The organism is Microbacterium sp. PF5 (genome assembly GCF_004794315.1).
Taxonomy (GTDB): domain Bacteria; phylum Actinomycetota; class Actinomycetes; order Actinomycetales; family Microbacteriaceae; genus Microbacterium; species Microbacterium sufflavum.
On sequence record NZ_SSDQ01000054.1, the window covers coordinates 1 to 14,860 of the forward strand.

Below are 14,860 nucleotides of genomic sequence, written 5' to 3' on the forward strand. Positions count from 1 at the left end.
TCGCTCCGGCCGTCCAGGCCCCGGCCGACGCGGAGCCGTCCGCCCCGCGGTCGCGCCGCGGGCTGTGGATCGGGCTCGCTGCGGCCGCGGTGGTCGTGGTCGTCGGCGGCATCGTAGGTCTCAACGTGCTGGTGTCCGGGCTCACGCCCGACCCGGCGCCGGAGAGCACCGAGTCCGCGGTCGACCCGCAGGACCCGGTGTCCGACGCGGTGCCCAAGGTCACCGAGCTCGCGGGCACCCGGGCCGGGGAGCAGGTCACGTTCACGTGGCAGAACCCCGACCCGCAGGAGGACGACAGCTTCATCTGGACCGAGACCGGCAGCGCGGCCGACGGAGCCGTGAAGCAGGTGGCGGAGCCGACCGTCACGTTCGCCCCGGCGTCGGCCGGCGAGGTGTGCATCGAGGTCATGCTGCGCCGCGGCGACGGCAGGGCGTCCGAGCCCGTGACGGGGTGCGTGGAGTGAGCGCGGTGGCGGGGGTCACGGTCGAGTTCGCGGGCGAGTACTACCCGATCGACCACGGGAACCGATTCGTGGTCGGGCGCGAGGGCGACCTGGCCCTCGACGACAACCTGTTCCTGCACCGGCACTTCCTGGAGATCAGCGAGGGCGACGGCCTGTGGTGGCTGACGAACATCGGCACCCGCCTCACCGCCACCGTCACCGACTCGGCCGGCGGTGTGCAGGCGTGGCTCGCGCCGGGGGCGCGGCTGCCGCTCGTGTTCGAGACCACCACGGTGGTCTTCAGCGCGGGACCGACCACGTACGAGCTGGTGCTGCACGCCGCGGAGCCCGCGTTCCGCGCCACCAAGCGCGACTACGACGACGACGGCATGTCCACGATCGGCGACGTGCCGCTCACGCTGAGCCAGAAGCTGCTGATCCTGGCGCTCGCCGAGCCGCAGCTGCGTCGCGACGGCACGGGCATGAGCGAGATCCCGTCGTCGGCCAAGGCGGCCGAGCGGCTCGGGTGGACGGTCACGCGGTTCAACCGCAAGCTCGACAACGTGTGCGACAAGTTCGACCGCGTCGGCGTGCCCGGCATGCGCGGCGGTCAGCGCAGCTTCGCGACCAACCGCCGTGCGCGTCTGGTGGAGCACGTGATCGCGTCGCGTCTCGTCACGAAGGACGACCTCCCGCTGCTGGACGCCCCGCAGCCGAGCGAGGCAGAGGGAGACAACGAGTGAAGGTACGGCTGACCCTGCTGCGTCAGGGCGCGGCATCCAGCGACATCGAGGTCACGGCGGAGAGCACGGCGACGATCGGCGAGATCGCCGCGATGATCGTGCGCGCCGATCCGCTGGGCTCCTTCGCGCACGCCGACCCGACCGCCGTGACCCTGGAGGCGTACAGCTCGGTGGTGTCGGGGGCGGGCGACCTGCTCGCGCCGGAGTCCACGTTCGCGCACGTCGGACTGGCGCACGGCGCCACGGTCCGTGTGGTCCCCGCGTCGTACGAGCAGCGTCCCGTGGTCGGCCGCATGGAGGTCGGTGCGGGCCCGGGTGCGCGCTCGATCGCGCTGACCCGCGGCACGATCGTGCTCGGTCGCGACGAGTCGTGCGACGTGGTGATCGACGATCCGCTGGTGTCGAAGAAGCACGCGCGACTGGAGATCGGCGACCGCGTCGAGCTGATCGACCTGAACTCCGCGAACGGCATCCTCGTCGACGGCGCCTCGGTCGTGCGCCTGGTGGCGGCGGAGGGCGAGCTGTCGGTCGTGCTGGGCGACACCCCCGTGCGCGTCAAGGTCGAGGCGGGTGCCACGACGCCGTCGCCCGCGGAGGCCTCCATCCGCCAGGTCGAGTTCGTGCGCTCGCCGCGCGTCGAGGAGCGGTACCTGGGCGAGGAGCTCGACGGCACCGACCTCCCCGTGCCCGCCCGCAAGCAGCCGTTCCCGCTGCTGACGCTCGTCGCCCCGCTGCTCATGGGCGGCGCGATGTACGCGTTCACGCAGAACCTGCTGTCGATCATGTTCGTGGCGCTGTCGCCGCTGCTGATGATCGGCACGTGGCTCACCACGAAGAACCAGCAGAAGCGCGAGCTGGAAGAGGACAAGAAGCGCTTCGAGGAGCAGCTGGAGCGCCTGGACGCGCGGCTGCAGAGCGAGCGCGACCGGGAGATCGACGTGCGCCGCCGCGAGGTGCCGCTGCTGCGCGAGATCAGCGACGCCGCGCTCACCGCCGGTCCGCTGGTGTGGACGCGCCGCACCGAGCACTGGTCGTTCCTGCACGTGCGACTCGGGATCGGCGACACCGCCTCGCGCAGCTCGGTGAAGGACTCCAACGGCCGCGACCGCGCGATCCCGGAGTACGTCGACCGCCTGGACGCGGTCGTCGAGGCGACCAGGATCGTGCCGCAGGTGCCGATCCTGGAGGACCTGACCGACGTCGGCGCGCTCGGCATCGCGGGCCTCGGCGGCCGCTCGACCGGATACGCCAGGGCCCTGCTCGCGCAGCTCGCGGGGCTGCACGCACCCGCCGATGTCGGGGTGGTGGGCCTGTGGGGTCCGCGCTGGGGCGCTCAGCTGGCCGATGCGAAGTGGCTGCCGCACGCGTGGTCGGCGCAGGCCGTGCTGGGTGTGCAGCCGATCGGCGACGGTCCCACCTCCGCTGGACAGATCGTCGCGCGCCTGGAGGAGCTGATCGCGCAGCGCTCGACCCGCAGCGGCGACGCGGTGGAGCTCGGGGCGCTGGAGGCCGAGAAGGCCGCGACGAACAGCGGCTCGAAGGTCGGCGAGGACTCCCGCAGCCGTCATGACGCGGTGCCCAAGCCCGCGATCGTCGTGCTGATCGCCCCGGACGCCCCGGTCGACCGCGGCCGCCTGATCCAGCTGTCCGAGCGTGCGGCCACCCGCGGCATCTTCCCGGTCTGGCTCACGGAGGACGCGGCCGCCCTGCCCGCGTCGTGCCGCACGTTCGTCGAGCTCGGGTCGACCGACAGCGCGCACTTCGTCCGGCTCGGCGAGGTGATCGACGACCTGTCCGTCGACGAGCTCACGCGGGAGCAGTTCGCGGTGTTCGCGCGCGCTCTGGCGCGTCTGACCGACGCGGGCGAGGTCGCCCTGGACCGCAGCGACGTGCCGCGCACGATCTCGATGCTGCACCTGCTCGGCCGCGACATGGCCACGCAGCCGGAGAGCGTGATCGACCGGTGGACGCAGAACGACTCGCTGCACTCCCGGCGCAAGGTCGGCTCCGCGCGCCGGTACCAGCCGAAGCTGCGCGCCCTGGTCGGCGCGGGGGCGGAGGGCGCCCTGCAGCTCGACCTCCGGCAGCAGGGCCCGCACGCGCTCGTGGGCGGGACCACCGGTTCCGGCAAGAGCGAGTTCCTGCAGGCCTGGGTGCTCGGCATGGCGACCGAGTACAGCCCGGAGCGCCTGACGTTCCTCTTCGTGGACTACAAGGGCGGCTCGGCGTTCGCGGATTGCGTGAGCCTGCCGCACTGCGTGGGCATCGTGACCGACCTGAACGAGCACCTGGTGCGCCGCGTGCTGGTCAGCCTCCGCGCCGAGCTGCACTACCGGGAGCACCTGTTCAACCGCAAGAAGGCGAAGGACATCCTGGAGCTGGAGCGCGCGGGCGACCCGCAGGCCCCGCCCGCCCTGGTGCTCGTGATCGACGAGTTCGCGGCGCTGGCGAAGGAGGTGCCGGAGTTCGTCGACGGCGTGATCGACATCGCCCAGCGCGGTCGCTCCCTCGGCATCCACCTCATCATGGCCACGCAGCGTCCGGCCGGTGTCATCAAGGACAACCTGCGGGCGAACACGAACCTCCGGGTCGCGCTGCGCATGGCCGACGAGACCGACAGCAACGACGTGATCGGCACGAAGGACGCGGCGCTGTTCGATCCGGGCACGCCCGGCCGCGGCATCGCGAAGACGGGTCCCGGCCGCATGACGCTGTTCCAGTCGGCGTACTCGGGCGGCTGGAGCCTGGGGGAGGACGACGGCACCGACGTCTCCATCGCCGCGTTCGGCTCGACGGACCAGGGCCCGTGGGAGCTGCCGATCGACGAGAACGCGGTCGTGGTCGACGACGACCTCGGCCCGAACGACCAGCAGCGTCTGGTGAGCACGATGGTGCTCGCCGCGCAGGCCGCGCAGGTCGCCCAGCCGCGGCGTCCGTGGCTCGACGAGCTGGCGCCGACGTTCGACCAGCTCAAGCTGCCGCAGCGCACCGATGCGGCCCTGCTGCTCGGCGTGATCGACGAGCCCGAGCGTCAGGAGCAGGTGCCGTTCCACTTCCTGCCCGACACCGAGGGCCACATGGTCATCTACGGCACCAGCGGCTCCGGCAAGTCGGCGGCCCTGCGCACGCTCGCGGTGTCGGCGGGCATCACGCCGCGCGGCGGACCCGTGCACGTGTACGGTCTCGACTTCGGCTCGGGCGCGCTGCGCATGCTGGAGCCCCTGCCCCACGTGGGTTCGGTCATCTCGGGCGACGACGCCGAGCGGGTCGCCCGGCTGTTCGCGACGCTGCGTCAGGAGCTCGACCGCCGCGGCGACGCGTATTCGGCGGTGGGCGCGGCGACGCTCACCGAGTACCGGCAGCTGTCGGGCAAGAGCGATGAGCCGCGCATCGTGGTGCTGATCGACGGGTTCGCGGCGTTCCGCAACGACTACGAGGCCGTGATCGGCCGCACCGACACGTACAACGCGCTGCAGGAGGTGCTGTCCGACGGCCGTGCGGTCGGCATCCACGTGGTGCTGTCGGCCGACCGGTTCCAGAGCATCCCGAGCGCTCTGAACGCGATGATCCAGCGCCGCGTGGTGCTGCGCATGGCCGATACCGACGCGTACAACATCCTCAACGTGCCCAAGGACGTGCTCACGCCGGAATCGGTGCCGGGGCGTGCGATCGTGGGCGAGAACGAGGCGCAGATCGCGATCATCGGCGGTACGCGCAGCATGAAGGAGCAGTCGCTGGCGATCGAGCGGATGGCCGCGTCGATGTCGCGCCGCGGCGTGCCCGACGCGCCGCCGGTGCGTGCGCTGCCGCTCAGCTACGGGCTGGAGGAGGTGCCGGCGACGGTCGGCGACCAGCTCGTGGTGGGTCTGGCGGACAGCGACCTCGGTCCGTTCGGCATCGAGCCGACCGGCACGTTCGTGATCGCCGGTCCGCCCGCGAGCGGCAAGAGCAACGCGCTGGCCGCGATCACGCAGCAGGTGCTGCGGGCGCGACCGGGCACGCCGACGCTGTTCCTCGGGTCGACCCGCTCCCCGGCGCGCCACGCGGTGTCGTGGACCGCGACGGCGGCGGACGGCATCAGCGGCACCGCGGCCGTGGCCGAGATCGTGGAGAAGGCCGAGCAGGGCCTGAAGCCGGTCGTGGCGGTGGAGGGCGTCGCGGAGTTCGCGTCGTCGCTGCTCGAGATGCCGCTGTCCGACCTGGTCAAGCGCGCGACGCGCGGCGAGCTGCTGCTGCTGTTCACGGGCGACACGAGCGAGTGGACCAGCAACTTCGGGCTGCTCGGCGAGATCAAGCAGGCGCGGCGCGGTGTGGTGCTCCAGCCGGAGACGATCGACGGCGAGCTCGTGCTCAAGGCGCCGCTGCCCCGCATCGGCCGCGGCGAGTTCCCGGTCGGCCGGGCGGTGCTGGCGCAGCGCGGCAAGATCGTGCGGGTGCAGTTCCCGCTCGTGATTCCCGAGACCGTCTGACCGGCGGCCCTTCGCCGCCCATACGAAAGCCATAGCCCCGCGAGAGGCTCCTGATCATCGGGGCGGGCACCATGGTGACTCCCGACGCCCCCGAAGGAGCCGCCATGAGCCCGAGTCCCGAACCCACGCCCACACCGCGGGGCCCCGCCTACGAGGGGCGACTGCTGCCGCGTACCGACGAAGAGGTCGTCGATCAGGGGGCCGCGTTCGACCTGGGCACGCTGTTCAGCCGGCGCGGCGTGCTCGGGCTGGTGGGACTGGGGGCTGCGTCCGCGGCGCTCGCGGCCTGCGCGCCGCTGTCGTCCGGAGCCGGCACGACCGCCGCACCCACCGCCGACCCGGGGAGCGACGGCACCGCGACGACGGGCGTGGACGGCGAGATCCCCGACGAGACGGCCGGCCCCTATCCGGGCGACGGCTCGAACGGCCCCGACGTGCTGGAGGAGTCCGGGATCGTCCGGCGCGACATCCGCTCGAGCATCGACGGGGGCGCGACGGCCGAGGGGGTGCCGCTGACGTTCGAGCTCACGGTGCTCGACCTCGCGAACGGCGGGGTGCCCTTCGCCGGGGTCGCCGTGTACGCGTGGCACTGCACGGCGCAGGGGGAGTACTCGATGTACTCCTCGGGTCTGGAGGACGTGACCTACCTCCGCGGCGTGCAGGTCGCGGATGCGGACGGCCGTGTCTCCTTCACGTCGATCTTCCCCGGCTGCTACTCGGGACGGTGGCCGCACATCCACTTCGAGGTGTACCCCGACGTCTCCGCGATCACCGACTCGACGGCTGCCATCGCGACCTCGCAGCTGGCGCTGCCCGAAGCCGCGTGCACGGCCGTGTACGCGCTGCCGGTCTACGACGGCTCGGCCGGGAACCTCGCGCAGACCTCGCTCGACGCCGACATGGTGTTCGGCGATGACGGCGGTGCCCTGCAGCTCGCGAGCATCGCCGGCGACACCGGCACCGGTTACCGCGCATCGCTCATGGTGGGCGTCGACACCACGACGACCCCGAGCGCCGGCAGCGCCCCGCAGGGTGGTCCCGGCGCGGGTGGGCGACCGCCGGGGAGCTGATGGGGACTTCTCCCCATTTGCGTGGCGGGTGCCCTTCGTTACTCTCGAAGAACAAGAACACCTCCGGCACCGGCCGGGGCGACCGGAAGGTAACACCAATGACGAACCTCAAAGTCAGCTACGCCGACATGAAGGACGCTGCTGGCCGTCTCCGCACGGGCCAGCAGGACATCGAGACCCAGCTCAAGAACCTGCGCGCCTACGTGTCGCAGCTCGTCTCGGGCGGCTTCGTGACCACGTCCGCCTCGGGTGCGTTCGACGCCTCGTACGCGCAGTTCAACCAGGGTGCCACCGCGACCATCGCGGGCATCGAGGGCATGGCCCGCTTCCTCGACGTGGCGGCCCAGTCGCTGCAGTCGACCGACGAGCAGCTCGCGGCGCAGATCCGCCAGTAACGCCTCAGCGAGAAGAGGGGATGCCGATCCGGCATCCCCTCTTCTGCGTCTCCGGGCGCTGTCCCCGACCCCGCACGAGGACGGATGCGGCACGCTCCGCGTCACCCGCGTCGGCATATTGCCATGCGCATGACCCGTGCCTACCGTGACTTCCGAAACACGCTGACGGGGGGCTGGCGTTTCGGAAAGCATCATCGTTTCGAGGCTTCATCCTGCCCGCAGCGGGAAAGGAAGAGATCATGGAGACGACGATGAAGAGCAACGGCAAGGGACGGCGGTTCGCGCGCTGGGGAAAGCTGGCGGTGGCGTCGGGAGCCGTCGCGGTCGCCTGCGGGATCGCGTTCGCGGCTCCCGCCTCGGCCGATGACGGCTACGGAGGCTACGACTTCGGCTCCGGCAACACGTACAGCTGGGGCCAGGGGTACGACGGCGGCTACGGCTACGGCAGCTCCTACGGCGACGGGTGGGGTCAGCCCAACGGATCGTCGAACTGGTGGGCGTCGAACGACGTCGTGCAGAACGTGCTGCAGGGCAACTCCTGGGCCGGAGCGCCCAGCGTGCAGAACTCGGGATACTCGCCGCAGCAGGTCTCCTCGTGGGGCAACAGCCTGTTCTCGTCGTGGTGGCGCTGAACGCTCGTCGCGTTTCGGTCGCGCAGCGGTGAGCACGAGTTCCTGACCGCGTCGGCGACCCCCACCGCGCAGAGTTCGACCCCTGGACGTCCGGACGTCCAGGGGTCGAGGTCTGCTCAGCGGAGGGCCGCGGCCGCGTCGGCCAGATGCCGGGCGTTGTGGTTGAGCACCTTCACGATGATGCCGTGGCGGCGCAGCTCGGCGACCGTGCGGGCGCCCTCCTCGCTGTCGCGGCCGAGCGCGGCGATCGTCGCGACGACCAGCACGTCACCGGCGTGCAGGGTGCCGATGAGACGGGCGATCCGGTCGCTCCAGCTCTCCAGGATGTCCGGGGCCGGATGGCGGAAGCCCTCGATGGGCACGCCGAAGCGGGTGAGGTCGGCGCGCTGCTCCACGACCGAGGGCATGTCGTCGCGGGAGACGACGAGGCCGACCAGGCGGGAGCCATCGGGCCGGGCGAGCCAGAAGTTGCGGTTCGCCTGCAGCTCGGTGAAGCACTTGGGGCACTCGGCGGCCGCGTGCGGCAGATGCAGCGGGCTCGTCAGGGCCTCGTCGACGGATGCCGCCGTCGTGGGTTCGATCGTCTCGCTCATCGCGCACCTCCGTCCTCCATTGTGCCCTGTCCGCGACCGGATCTGTGCCCTGCGGGCGCCCGCCGGGCGTCCGGTTTTGCACCCGTGGCGGGAGCCCGACCAGAATAGGGGTCATGCGTCGCCTCACCGCTGTCCTTCTCGCGTCCGCCTCGCTCCTCCTGCTGGCCGGATGCGCCCCATCGGAGGACGAGCGGCGCGGCGACCTCGCGGCCGAACTGGAGGGCATCGACGGCGTGGACACCGCGCGCGTGGACAGCGTCGAGGTCGTGGTCGCGACCGAACCGGGGCTGTCCGAGGACGACTCCGCGGAGGTGCTGCAGGGCGTGCGCGATCTCGTGCTCGCGCAGGACGACGCCGAGGACTACACCTCCGTCGCCGTCTGGTTCTACGGACAGGGCGAGAGCTCGTGGACCGGTGACTGGGGCCTCGGCGCGATCGCCGCGGACGGGTTCGACCAGCAGGCGGCGTTCCTCGCGTCCCTCGCCGGCTGGGACGGCGTCACCGCCGCCGATGCTCCCGTGAGCAGCGTCGAGCTGAAGGTGACGCGGAACGACGACCAGGTCGTGGAGCTCACGGCGAGCGCCGAGTCGGCGGGTGTCGCGGACGAGTGGAAGACCGGACTGCAGGAGCTGTGGACCTCCAGCGGCGGTGACGCGGATCAGGCGATCCGCTGGCGCTGAGCGAACGCGCCCCGCAGGTTACGGGGTGCCGCCGTTCGCGGCACTGGTGATCTCGGCCTCCTGCGTCTCGAACGCGGTCGCGGCATCGCGGGCGACCACGCCCGCACCGGCGGTCATGCTCTGCAGCTGCAGCAGCGTGCCCTTGGCCCACATCGCCCAGGTGTCGGCGGCCGCGGAGACGGCGGAGCTGCCGCACGCGCCGAGTGCGAGGTCCACGTCGAGGCTCATGGCCCAGGCGGTGCTCTGCAGCGTGCCGCCGGTCGCGCCGACGGCTTCGGAGTCGAACTGGAGATCGGTCATCACGGCACCTTCACATCGTCGGGGGAGTAGGTCTCGGTGGGGTCGGGTCGGGGGTCGCCGGAGGGTGCCGACGGCTCCGCGGAGACCGCGCGCGGAGCGGCTGCGGCGGGCGTGCAGCCGACGAGCGCGATCCCGCCGATCAGGATGAGCGCCCAGCCGCCGGACCGCCGCATCAGGTGCCCTCCGCCCACGAGGTGTTGGCCTCGACGCCGCGCTGGTAGTCGGCGAACATCTCGCGGGCGAGGTCGTCGACCTGTCCCGCCGAGAGGCCCTCGGTCATTCCCAGGTCCACGAGCATCTGCTCGATGGTCTCCATGGTCGCGATCTCGCGGCCGTTCGCCGCGTCGGCCTGAGCCTCCAGCAGCGCCTCGTGCGAGTTCGCCCACGCCGCCGTCGCCTGTCCGGAGCCCCAGTCGGAGACGCCGCCGATCACGGCGCTCTGCGCCACATCGATCACCACGCTCCCGCCGGCCACGAGAACGTCGCCCACGGCCGGGATCGGGATCAGGCCGACCACGGTGCCCACTCCGTCGATCGCGGCCTGGACCGCTTCGTCGTGACGGGTCGCCTCGCCGAGGGCGGCTCCGGCCGGGGAGCCGTCGAGCCAGCCCTGCAGCTCCACGACACGCTCCAGGGCGTCGGCCTTGAAGGCGCTGTCGGCGGGCGCCAGGTCGGCGATCGCGATGAGCGCGTCCTGGTACTGCTGCACCGACTGGGCGATGACCGCGGCGCCGGCGGACGGCGTCTCCCCGTCGCTCCAGGCGGCCGTGCCGAGGAGCTGCGCGAGCTGCGCCTGCGTGACATCGGGGATCGCGCGCGGGTCGTCCGTCCCGATCAGCAGGTTCTCGAAGTACGGACGGGTTCCCGCGGCCGGGTCGCTCTCGCTGATGGCCTCGGAGAAGTAGGGCATCGCGACCGAGATGCCCTCGGCGACGCGCACCTGGCCGATGCTCGTGAGGTTCTCCGGCAGGAACGATTCGTTGCCGGTGAGCTCGCGCACGACCTGGGTGGTGAGTTCCGCCACGCGCTGCCACGTCTCGGGGTTGTACGTGTGGGTCGCATCGGCCGGGCCTCCCGCGGCCTGCTGCGCGCCGGCCCACAGAGCTCCGGGCCCTTCGAAGCCGTCGCCGGACGAGTTCGCGCTCCAGTCGCGCTCACCGAACCAGTACTCGATGCGGCCGTCGCCGAGGTCGCCGTCGCCGAACGGGTCGTTCTCGGTGGAGGTGAGCCAGTCGAGGGCCGCGTCGGGGTAGGTGCCGAGGGTCGAGAAGATGCGCCCGGCCAGATCGTCGACGCGGTTGCCGTCGAGTCCGGTCTGCTCGCCCTCCAGGAACGCCAGGGTGCGGCCGCCCGCGTTCGGGGAGAAGTCGGTCCAGCCCCCGTAGAGCATGCTGGCGGGGTCGCGCTCGATGCGATCGATCTCGTCGGCCATCGCCACCGTGAGGTTCACCCCGAGCGGGTGGTTCTTCTCGTCGGAGAACAGGAAGCCGATCGCGGCGACCGCGCCGCCGACGCTCGACGAGGCGCCGGTGAGCATGCTCTCGGCGAAGTCCTTCGACGTCGACTCCATCCAGATCTGGGATCCGGTCGACAGGCCGCCGCGGATCGACGTCGCCAGGGCGAGCGCCGTCGCACCGGCAAGGCCGTCCACCATGACGGCGTCGCCGAGGTTGTCGATCATCGAGACGGTGTTCTCGCCGCCGACCTCCAGGAAGAACTGCGACATGACGAACGTGTCGTCGCCCCACACGTCGAAGAAGTCCTGCATCGCCTGCAGGTTCTCGTCGGTGATGTCGCCCTCGGCGATCTCGTCCGCCACGTTCGCGAACGCGTCGCCGAGGTTGTCGTAGTTCAGGTCGTCGATGTCGTCGATGCCCGCGAAGCTCAGCGCCGACTGCATGGCGTCCCAGCGCGGAGAGGCCGGCGGGGCGAGAGCGGCCACCAGGGTGCTGTCGGCGGTCTCGCGCTGCGTGGCGAGGGCCTTGAGCTGGTTCGCGGCCTGCCGCATGTCGGCGAGGCCCGCGGTGGTGCCGCTCGGCACCCACAGGCCCGGCTGCAGCGTGGGGCTGGGGGCGTTGAACGTGTAGGTCGAGAGCGGGAACGGGCTCTCCTCGGCCTCGGCGGCCTTCCACGTCGCATAGCCGTTCGCATACGCCTGGTGGGCGGCGGCGGTCGCGGCGCGGATGCGGTCGACCTCGGCGGCGTAGGCCGTGAGCGCCGACTGCACGGCCGCGAACTCGGTGGTCAGCTCGGTGCACAGGTTCTGCGGCTTGGTGAGCGAGGTCCGGAAGGCCGCACCGGCGTCACCCGCCCACACCTCGTCGGTGGTGCTCGTCGCGGCGTTCGCCAGCGCCGAGCGCACCGTCTCGGTCCCGGTGCTGCGGTTGCTCACGCGCGTCGCCGCGTCGTTCACCGCGCTCGTGACCCCGCGCCCCGGATGCAGATCGTCCCACTGTGCCATGTCGTCGCCCCTCCTCGACGGTGTCCCGTCCGCAGCAAATCTACCGGGGCGGCACGAACGCGGCGATGGGCAGAACTCCCCATGCGCCCCAGGGCCGTCAGAGCAGCCCGAGCGCCCGCACCGCCTCGCGCTCCTCCTGCAGCTCGGCGACCGAGGCGTCGATCCGGCGCCGCGCCCAGTCGCTCAGCTCCAGACCCTCGACGATCCGCCATTCGCCGTCGACCGACCGCACGGGGAACGACGACACGAGCCCCTCCGGCACGCCATACTCGCCGTGCGACACCACCGCGGCGGAGGTCCAGTCGTCGGTGCCGCGCACCCAGTCGCGCACGTGGTCGATGGTCGCGCTCGCCGCGGAGGCCACGGAGGAGGAGCCGCGCACCTCGATGATCTCCGCACCGCGCTTCGCGACCCGCGGGATGAACGTCTGCTCCAGCCAGGTCGGCACGTCCCCGACGATCTGCGCCAGCGCCTCCTGCACCGGTTCCCCGCCGACCGTCGCGTGCGACACGTCGGGGAACTGCGTGGCCGAGTGGTTGCCCCAGATCGGCACGCGCCGGACCGTGCGCACGGGCGTGCCGAGGGTCTGTGCGAGCTGCGCCCTCGCCCGGTTCTCGTCGAGCCGGGTGAGCGCCGTGAAGCGTTCGGCCGGCACCCCGTCCGCGGCCGCCGCGGCGATCAGCGCGTTGGTGTTGGCGGGGTTGCCCACCACCGTGACCCGCACGTCCGGCGAGGCGTTCGCGGCGATGGCCGCTCCCTGCGGGCCGAAGATGCCGCCGTTCGCCGCCAGCAGGTCGCCGCGCTCCATGCCGGGGCCGCGGGGGCGCGCGCCGACGAGCAGCGCGAGGTCGCAGCCGTCGAACCCGACCGCCGCGTCGTCCGTCACCTCCACGTGCTCGAGCAGGTCGAACGCGCCGTCCTGCAGTTCGAGGGCGGCTCCCTCCGCAGCGCCGAGGCCCTGCGGGATCTCCAGGAGCCGCAGCCGCACCCGCTCGTCCGTACCCAGGAGGTCGCCCGCCGCGATGCGGAACAGCAGCGCGTAGCCGATCTGTCCGCCCGCGCCCGTGATGGTGATCGTCGTGGTCATGACCCGAGCCTACGACCGTCGGCGCGGGGGTGCGCGGAGTACCCTCGACGCATGACGTTCAATCCCGATGCCGACCTCTCCGGCAACACCACGCGCCGTCGCGGACGCACGGCTGCGATCGCCGGTGGCACCGGTATCGGCGTCCTCGGCCTGCTCGCCCTCATCGCCGGTCCGCTGCTGGGGATCGACCTGTCCGGACTCGTCGGCGGAGGGGCACCGAGCGGTGGCGGCGGTCCCGCCGAGGGGTCGGTGATCGAGAACTGCGACACGGGGGCCGACGCCAACGCCGACGTCGACTGCCGCATGGCCGGATCGCAGCTCGCGCTCGATGCGTTCTGGGAGGACCACGTCGAGGGGTACCGTGCCCCGCAGCTCATCGTCGTCGACGGCTCGACCCCCACGGCCTGCGGCACCGCGTCGAACGCCGTCGGCCCCTTCTTCTGCCCGGGCGACGAGACGGTCTACATCGACCCCACGTTCTTCCAGCTCATGCAGCAGCAGTTCGGGGCGACCGCCGGCAACCTCGCGCAGCTCTACATCGTCGGCCACGAGTGGGGCCACCACATCCAGTACATCACCGGGGTCATGGACCAGTACCCGAACAACGGCACGGGTCCCGGCAGCAACGGGGTGCGCACCGAGCTGCAGGCCGACTGCTACGCGGGGGCGTGGATCGGACAGATGTCGAAGAGCACGGATCCGAACGGGGTGCCGTACCTGCAGCCGTCGACCGAGGAGCAGCGCGTCGACGCCCTCAACGCGGCGTTCGCTGTCGGTGACGACCACATCCAGGAGCAGTCCGGCTTCGTGAACCCGGAGAGCTGGACGCACGGCTCGAGCGAGCAGCGGCAGCGCTGGTTCGCGGAGGGCTACGCCAACGGACTCGAGGCGTGCGGGCAGGTCTTCACGCTGCCCGCCGACCAGCTCGACCCGTAGATCCCGGGCGGCGGCGACCGCTCCGCTACCGTGGAGATCGCACGACTGCACGACCGGCTGGGGGGCCGATGATGACGAACACCGAGGGACTCTATCCCGCGATCGAGCCGTACGACACGGGCGAGCTGCTCGTCGGCGACGGCCACCGCGTGTACTGGGAGGTCAGCGGCAACCCCGACGGCAAGCCGGTGGTCTTCCTGCACGGCGGCCCCGGCAGTGGCACGTCGCCGTGGCAGCGCCGGTTCTTCGACCCCGACGCCTACCGCATCGTGCTGCTCGACCAGCGCGGGTGCGGACGCAGCACCCCGTCGGCCAGCGAGCCCGACGCCGATCTGCGGCACGTCACGACGGCCCACCTGATCGCCGACCTCGAGCTGCTGCGCAAGAACCTCGGCATCCCGCGGTGGCAGGTGTTCGGGGGCTCGTGGGGCAGCGCCCTCGCCCTCGCCTACGCCCAGGCGCATCCGGAGGTGGTGACCGAGCTCGTCCTGCGCGGCATCTTCACCCTGCGCCGCGCCGAGCTCGAGTGGTTCTACGAGGGCGGGGCTGCGGCGCTCTTCCCCGACCTGTGGGAGCGGTTCATCGCCCCGATCCCGGTGCTGGAGCGCTCGCGGCTCATCGAGGCGTACCACCGGCGGCTGTTCGACCCCGACCCCGCGGTGCACGTGCCCGCCGCGATCGCGTGGTCGACCTGGGAGGCCGCGACCGTGACGCTGCGCCCCGACCCCGAGCAGATCGCGGCGATGTCGGATCCGCGCCGGGCGACCGCGTTCGCGCGCATCGAGAACCACTTCTTCGTGCACGGCGGCTGGTGGGACGAGGGACAGCTGATCGCGGGCGTCGACGCGATCCGGCACATCCCGGCCGTCATCGTGCAGGGTCGGCACGACGTCGCGACGCCCATGATGACCGCGTGGGATCTGCACCGCGCGTGGCCGGAGTCCGAGTTCGTGGTGGTCGACGATGCGGGTCACGCGGCCACGGAGCCGGGCATCAGCGCCGCGCTCCGCGCCGCGACCGACCGGTTCCGCGCGGAGGCCTGACCCCGCGG

13 protein-coding genes and 1 pseudogene are annotated in these 14,860 nt (G+C 71.9%); 9 read left to right on the plus strand and 5 right to left on the minus strand.

Annotated elements, in window-relative coordinates:
• The 6 genes and pseudogenes from DW297_RS18745 to DW297_RS03225 form a co-directional block, all read left to right on the plus strand.
• Positions 1 to 464, plus strand: a pseudogene (locus tag DW297_RS18745) (serine/threonine-protein kinase); the annotation flags it as partial.
• Between the two features lie 5 nt (positions 465 to 469).
• Complete coding sequence (locus DW297_RS03205) at positions 470 to 1,186, plus strand: hypothetical protein (protein WP_372490605.1); 717 nt, start codon at positions 470 to 472, stop codon at positions 1,184 to 1,186.
• Positions 1,183 to 5,655 (plus strand): FtsK/SpoIIIE domain-containing protein, encoded by a 4,473-nt coding sequence (locus DW297_RS03210; protein ID WP_136029307.1) that lies wholly within the window; start codon positions 1,183 to 1,185, stop codon positions 5,653 to 5,655. Before DW297_RS03205 ends, DW297_RS03210 begins: the two co-directional genes overlap by 4 nt.
• Positions 5,656 to 5,759: 104 nt before the next feature.
• A complete protein-coding gene (locus tag DW297_RS03215) occupies positions 5,760 to 6,725 on the plus strand; it encodes an intradiol ring-cleavage dioxygenase (RefSeq protein ID WP_136029310.1) in 966 nt (321 codons plus the stop codon).
• A 98-nt stretch (positions 6,726 to 6,823) separates the two neighbouring features.
• Positions 6,824 to 7,120 (plus strand): WXG100 family type VII secretion target, encoded by a 297-nt coding sequence (locus DW297_RS03220; RefSeq protein ID WP_017204355.1) that lies wholly within the window; start codon positions 6,824 to 6,826, stop codon positions 7,118 to 7,120.
• 239 nt (positions 7,121 to 7,359) lie between these two features.
• Positions 7,360 to 7,752 carry a hypothetical protein gene (locus tag DW297_RS03225; RefSeq protein WP_136029312.1) on the plus strand — a complete coding sequence of 131 codons (393 nt, stop codon included), beginning with the start codon at positions 7,360 to 7,362 and terminating at the stop codon, positions 7,750 to 7,752.
• A 116-nt stretch (positions 7,753 to 7,868) separates the two neighbouring features.
• Here the strand turns inward: DW297_RS03225 and DW297_RS03230 are convergent, their stop codons facing one another.
• Positions 7,869 to 8,345 carry a recombinase family protein gene (locus tag DW297_RS03230; RefSeq protein ID WP_136029314.1) on the minus strand — a complete coding sequence of 159 codons (477 nt, stop codon included), beginning with the start codon at positions 8,343 to 8,345 and terminating at the stop codon, positions 7,869 to 7,871.
• A 113-nt stretch (positions 8,346 to 8,458) separates the two neighbouring features.
• Here DW297_RS03230 and DW297_RS03235 point away from each other — a divergent pair, with 113 nt between their 5' ends.
• Positions 8,459 to 9,025 (plus strand): hypothetical protein, encoded by a 567-nt coding sequence (locus DW297_RS03235; RefSeq protein WP_136029316.1) that lies wholly within the window; start codon positions 8,459 to 8,461, stop codon positions 9,023 to 9,025.
• Between the two features lie 18 nt (positions 9,026 to 9,043).
• On the opposite strand, the gene DW297_RS03240 is transcribed toward DW297_RS03235, so the two are convergent.
• The 4 genes from DW297_RS03240 to DW297_RS03250 all read right to left on the minus strand — a co-directional run bounded on the left by DW297_RS03240 (position 9,044) and on the right by DW297_RS03250 (position 12,873).
• Entirely contained in the window at positions 9,044 to 9,325 is a 282-nt protein-coding gene (locus DW297_RS03240; protein WP_136029318.1) for a hypothetical protein, read from the minus strand.
• On the minus strand, positions 9,325 to 9,498 hold the full coding sequence (locus tag DW297_RS18750; protein ID WP_168442782.1) for a hypothetical protein: 174 nt from the start codon (positions 9,496 to 9,498) through the stop codon (positions 9,325 to 9,327). The genes DW297_RS03240 and DW297_RS18750 overlap by 1 nt, the downstream gene beginning before the upstream one ends.
• Positions 9,498 to 11,786: a hypothetical protein gene (locus DW297_RS03245; RefSeq protein WP_136029320.1), complete on the minus strand. Its 2,289-nt coding sequence runs from the start codon at positions 11,784 to 11,786 to the stop codon at positions 9,498 to 9,500. Before DW297_RS03245 ends, DW297_RS18750 begins: the two co-directional genes overlap by 1 nt.
• Before the next feature lie 97 nt (positions 11,787 to 11,883).
• The gene (locus tag DW297_RS03250; protein ID WP_136029322.1) at positions 11,884 to 12,873 is read right to left on the minus strand and encodes a malate dehydrogenase; all 990 of its coding nucleotides are present in this window, start codon (positions 12,871 to 12,873) and stop codon (positions 11,884 to 11,886) included.
• A 51-nt stretch (positions 12,874 to 12,924) separates the two neighbouring features.
• On the opposite strand from DW297_RS03250, the gene ypfJ reads away from it, so the two are divergent.
• Positions 12,925 to 13,809, plus strand: coding sequence for a KPN_02809 family neutral zinc metallopeptidase (gene ypfJ, locus DW297_RS03255; protein WP_136029324.1), 885 nt, complete (start codon positions 12,925 to 12,927; stop codon positions 13,807 to 13,809).
• A 68-nt stretch (positions 13,810 to 13,877) separates the two neighbouring features.
• The gene (pip, locus tag DW297_RS03260; protein WP_205812613.1) at positions 13,878 to 14,852 is read left to right on the plus strand and encodes a prolyl aminopeptidase; all 975 of its coding nucleotides are present in this window, start codon (positions 13,878 to 13,880) and stop codon (positions 14,850 to 14,852) included.
• The last annotated feature ends 8 nt before the right edge of the window (positions 14,853 to 14,860 follow it).

What these genes read in the sequence shown, in the direction of transcription:
- DW297_RS03230 (WP_136029314.1), bottom strand. Translation starts at nt 8,345, where the DNA reads ATGAGCGAGACGATCGAACCCACGACGGCGGCATCCGTCGACGAGGCC.
- DW297_RS03225 (WP_136029312.1), top strand. Translation starts at nt 7,360, where the DNA reads ATGGAGACGACGATGAAGAGCAACGGCAAGGGACGGCGGTTCGCGCGC.
- DW297_RS03240 (WP_136029318.1), bottom strand. Translation starts at nt 9,325, where the DNA reads ATGACCGATCTCCAGTTCGACTCCGAAGCCGTCGGCGCGACCGGCGGC.
- DW297_RS03245 (WP_136029320.1), bottom strand. Translation starts at nt 11,786, where the DNA reads ATGGCACAGTGGGACGATCTGCATCCGGGGCGCGGGGTCACGAGCGCG.
- DW297_RS18750 (WP_168442782.1), bottom strand. Translation starts at nt 9,498, where the DNA reads ATGCGGCGGTCCGGCGGCTGGGCGCTCATCCTGATCGGCGGGATCGCG.
- DW297_RS03250 (WP_136029322.1), bottom strand. Translation starts at nt 12,873, where the DNA reads ATGACCACGACGATCACCATCACGGGCGCGGGCGGACAGATCGGCTAC.
- pip (WP_205812613.1), top strand. Translation starts at nt 13,878, where the DNA reads ATGATGACGAACACCGAGGGACTCTATCCCGCGATCGAGCCGTACGAC.
- ypfJ (WP_136029324.1), top strand. Translation starts at nt 12,925, where the DNA reads ATGACGTTCAATCCCGATGCCGACCTCTCCGGCAACACCACGCGCCGT.
- DW297_RS03220 (WP_017204355.1), top strand. Translation starts at nt 6,824, where the DNA reads ATGACGAACCTCAAAGTCAGCTACGCCGACATGAAGGACGCTGCTGGC.
- DW297_RS03235 (WP_136029316.1), top strand. Translation starts at nt 8,459, where the DNA reads ATGCGTCGCCTCACCGCTGTCCTTCTCGCGTCCGCCTCGCTCCTCCTG.
- DW297_RS03215 (WP_136029310.1), top strand. Translation starts at nt 5,760, where the DNA reads ATGAGCCCGAGTCCCGAACCCACGCCCACACCGCGGGGCCCCGCCTAC.